Genomic DNA, 250 nt, shown 5'->3' with positions numbered 1-250 from the left:
GCGCAGGAAGGCCAGCGTGGGCGGGATCGAACAGAGGCCGATGATGACGAACAGCGTGATCTTGGCGTGGAACCAAGGGTTGCCCATGTAGAACGCGGCCCCCTTGACCCCCAGTGTCAGGCGCAGCGCGCCGGTGGCCAGCACCAGGATCGCGCTCAGCAGATACAGGCGGTCATAGACCACCAGGCGCTTGAGCGTGGCCGGTGTCAGGTCGGGGCGCAGCAGCACCGCTTCGGCGGTCAGCACCACC

Annotated in this window: 1 protein-coding gene; it reads right to left on the bottom strand. The window is 67.2% G+C overall.

From position 1 onward, the window contains the following. The coding region (locus SB751_RS33530; protein WP_410749438.1) for a DUF2214 family protein at nt 1-249 on the bottom strand (249 nt) is incomplete at its 3' end. Nucleotide 250: the final 1 nt, after the last annotated feature.

It is taken from the genome of Cupriavidus sp. SIMBA_020, assembly GCF_046535395.1.
In the GTDB taxonomy this organism is placed as follows: Bacteria; Pseudomonadota; Gammaproteobacteria; order Burkholderiales; family Burkholderiaceae; genus Cupriavidus; species Cupriavidus campinensis.
This window is presented reverse-complemented; position numbering and strand designations above follow the sequence as displayed.